Source organism: Paenibacillus agaridevorans (assembly GCF_003112455.1).
Lineage (GTDB): Bacteria > Bacillota > Bacilli > Paenibacillales > Paenibacillaceae > Pristimantibacillus > Pristimantibacillus agaridevorans.
Window position 1 is genome coordinate 12,698 of the sequence record NZ_BDQX01000243.1, and the last position, 3,172, is coordinate 15,869.

The following is a 3,172-nucleotide window of genomic DNA, read 5'->3' on the forward strand; positions in this document are numbered from 1 at the left end:
GTCGTATGTCAACGAACATAAGCGCGGCTCCGTACAGGACAATGAGCGGCTGGAATTTCTCGGCGACGCCGTCTTGCAATTGCTTGTATCGGAGTATCTGTTCTCTACATATCCCAAGCGTCCTGAGGGCGAATTGACACGGATGCGCGCTTCCGTTGTTTGCGAGCCGTCGCTGGCCATGTTCGCCGAACGACTGGAGCTTGGCAAGCATGTTCTGCTCGGACGGGGCGAGGAGCAGCTCGGCGGGCGTCAGCGGCAGGCGCTGCTTGCCGACTTGTTCGAATCATTCGTCGGCGCGATCTTTCTGGACTTCGGCATCGAGCGGACACGCGACTTCCTGTCGGAGCACATGTTCCCGCATATCGAGTCGGGCGACTTCGGTCTGCTGATGAAGGACGCGAAGTCAAAGCTGCAGGAGCGCGCGCAGCATTACGGTCTCGGACCGGTGGAATACCGGGTCGTCGAGGAACGCGGACCCGCCCACGACCGGGAGTTCATCGTCGAGGTGTACTTGGGTGAGGAACGTTACGGCCTCGGAGCCGGCCGCACCAAGAAGGAAGCCGAGCAGCGCTCCGCCGCCGAGGCGTGGAACGGGCTGGCTCTGGATGCAGACAAGTAAATGGCTGACGTTCTTCTATGTCGTGTGGATGCATAGTTGTAGGACAAACCGCCGGATCGCAGCGATCCGGCGGTTTGTTGATTTCAGCGAAGTTTCGCAGGCGGCAATTGTCCCGAAAAGGGGCTTGACGAGGCCGGAAAGGAGTAACGCAATTCATGAAAATATGTTACAATGTGGGGTGAGGTGAAACCCAAGTCATGTTTCTGAAACGGATTGAATTAGCGGGCTTTAAGTCCTTCGCCGATAAGACGGAGATGGAATTCGTCACCGGCATTACGGCGGTTGTCGGACCGAACGGCTCGGGCAAAAGCAATATCTCCGACGGTATCCGCTGGGTGCTCGGCGAGCAAAGCGCGAAGAGTCTTCGCGGCGGCAAGATGGAAGACATTATCTTCGCCGGCAGCGACGCGCGCAAAGCGGTCAACTACAGCGAGGTTTCGTTGACGCTGGACAATGGGGACGGGGCTCTCCCGCTGGAATATAATGAAGTAACGGTCACGCGCCGGGTACACCGGAGCGGCGACAGCGAATATTTGATTAACAAGCAGCCATGCAGATTAAAGGATATAACAGAGCTTTTCATGGATACTGGCATCGGCAAAGAAGCTTATTCCATTATCGGACAAGGCCGTATCGAGGAAATTCTGAGCACGCGCTCCGAGGACCGCCGCGGCATCTTCGAGGAAGCTTCCGGCATCGTGAAGTACAAGTCGCGCAAGCGGGAAGCGCAGAAGAAGCTCGACGAGACGGAGCAGAATCTGCTCCGCATTCACGACCTTGTATCGGAGCTGGAGGATCAGGTGGAGCCGCTGCGCAAGCAGTCGGAGAAAGCCGTCCACTTCAAGGCGCTGAAGGAAGAGCTGAAGACCAAAGAGATTTCGATGTATGTACATAATATCGAGACGGTGCACCGCGCCTGGTCGGAAGCGACGGACAAGCTGGAGAAGCTGCAGGAAGAGCAGCTTAAGCTGTCCACGGTCGTCAGCAAGCATGATGCGCATCTGGAGCAAGATCGGCAACAATTGCGGGAGATAGAGCTACAATTGGACGAGCTGCATGCTTCTATGCTTCAACTAAGCGAAGACGTGGAGAAATGCGAGGGCTACGGCGAGGTGCTTAAGGAGCGCAAGCGCAACCTGGAAAACAACAAACGCGGATTGGAAGAGTCGATCGCGGTACAGGATGCCAGAATCGTCGCTCTGACGCAGGAAGAGGCTGATTTTCGCAGCAAAGCGGCGGCGCTGGAGCTTTCTCTTGCGGATCTGCGCGTCAAGCTCGCGGCCGAGGAATCGAATCTTCTTGGCGTAGCGGGCGGTGCGGTTGTCGACGCCGAAGAGAAGCTCAAGAGCGAGCTGCTTGACGTACTGAGCGCAATGGCGCAGACGCGCAACGAAATTAGGTATGCCGCCCAGCAACAAGAAACGCTGCAACGTCGGATGGAGAGGTTAAACGACGACGAATCCAAGTGGACGGAGCAACAAGCACGGCTGGAGGAGCGTAAGGCTGTGTTGGAGAAAGGACTCCAATCCACGCTGACGGCACTCGAGAACGCGAGGAACCGCATGCTCGAAGAGACGGAAGGCAGTAAAGCCGTTGCGTCTGGCCTGGATGAAGTTATGGCAGCGATCCGGAAGTGGGAGCAGCGGCTGGACAGCCATATTTCCAGACGCGATACGATGAAGGAAATGCAAGACGCGTTGGACGGCTTTATGCAAGGCGTTAAGGAAGTACTTAAGGCTGCGCGGCGCGGTTCCGGCGGCATAGCCGGCGTTCATGGCGCCGTTGCGGAGCTCATTCGCGTGCCTCAACGCATCGAGGTTGCGGTGGAGACCGCCCTCGGAGGGGCGCTGCAGCATATCGTCATGGAAGACGAACGTTCGGCGCGTGCGGCGATCGGTTTCCTGAAGCAGCGCCAACTGGGGCGGGCAACATTCTTGCCGTTGGACGTCATTCGCGGCCGAATGGTGCCGGAGCATGACAAACGATCCTTTCAATCAGAGGATGGGTTCGTAGGAGTCGCGGCGGAATTGGTGGACTGCGACGAGCGCTACCAGGCGATCGTAAACAATCTTCTCGGCAACGTTCTGCTTGCGGAGACGCTGGAGCAAGCGAACCGGATCGCATCAAGATGTCAATACCGATTCCGTGTCGTTACGCTGGAAGGGGACGTCGTAAATGCCGGCGGTTCCATGACGGGCGGCAGTCTGCAGAAACGCGGGGCGAGTCTGCTCGGCCGCGGCCGTCAGATCGAATCGCTTAACGCTGAGATCAAGGAAGCAGAGACAACGGTGGCGCAGTTGAAGGCGAAATTAAGCGATCTGCGCAAAGAGCAGTCGATCCGTTCGCAGAACGTGGAAGATCTGCGCGCCCAAGCGGAAAAATGCCGGATTGACGAGCAAGGTATCCGATCCGAGCTTCAGCAAGTAAAGTCGGAGGAGAAGCTGCTTACGGAGCAGCGCTCCATGTCCGCCTCCGAGCTGACGTCGCAGTCGAATGAACGCGAGCAGCTCAGCAAGATGGCGAAGGAAGCGGAAGAGCGGCTGGAGGGTCTTG

The 3,172-nt window shown here is 57.6% G+C and carries 2 protein-coding genes; both read left to right on the forward strand.

Annotation, left to right across the window (positions count from 1 at the left end):
* The coding region (gene rnc / locus PAT3040_RS21055) for a ribonuclease III (RefSeq protein ID WP_108994282.1) at positions 1-619 on the forward strand (619 nt) is incomplete at its 5' end.
* Between the two features lie 197 nt (positions 620-816).
* The coding region (smc, locus tag PAT3040_RS38845) for a chromosome segregation protein SMC (protein ID WP_258235089.1) at positions 817-3,172 on the forward strand (2,356 nt) is incomplete at its 3' end.